Here is a 538-nt window from a genome sequence, read left to right as displayed (position 1 = left end):
GGGTGGTGGAGGTGTCGGTGCGGCTCATCGACGGGTTCTCACCCGGTGAGTTGTTCCCCAATCCGGCGACGTACGCGCTGCTGCTCGGCGGCGGGGCGGCGTTCCTGCTGCTGACCTCGGCCCTGCAGCGCGGGTCGGTGACCACGGCGACGGCCGGTCTGGTGCTCGGGGAGACCGTCGCGCCGGCGCTGATCGGCGTGGTGTGGCTCGGGGACCGTACGCGGCCGGGGCTGGGGTGGCTGGCGATCCTCGGTTTCGCGGTGGCGGTGGCGGGGGCGCTGGCGTTGTCGCGGTTCGGGGAGGCGCCGGTGGAGGCGAAGGAGAGCGTCGCCGCGCCGAGCTGAGCGGATGTGCTTTCCCACCTGCGGAGAGCCTTCCCCTTCGGGGCGACCTTCGGGGCCACTGTAAAATTCTTAGTTGAATCGTGAACGCGCGGTGAGCGCTTTCCGTATACGACGGCGTGACCAGTAATCCCGTCACGGTCACCGTGGCCTATCACGTGACGCCGGGCCGGGCTGTCGACTTTCACTCCTGGGGG

At 69.9% G+C, this 538-nt stretch carries 1 pseudogene; it reads left to right on the top strand.

The features are described from left to right. Positions 1-344 (top strand): annotated as a pseudogene (locus tag C1J00_RS44055) (hypothetical protein); the annotation flags it as partial. Positions 345-538 lie beyond the last annotated feature (194 nt).

Origin of the sequence: Streptomyces cahuitamycinicus, assembly GCF_002891435.1 — a bacterium.
Taxonomy (GTDB): Bacteria; Actinomycetota; Actinomycetes; order Streptomycetales; family Streptomycetaceae; genus Streptomyces; species Streptomyces cahuitamycinicus.
The sequence above is the reverse complement of the archived record's forward strand: the minus strand, read 5'-3'. Positions and strand labels throughout refer to the sequence as shown.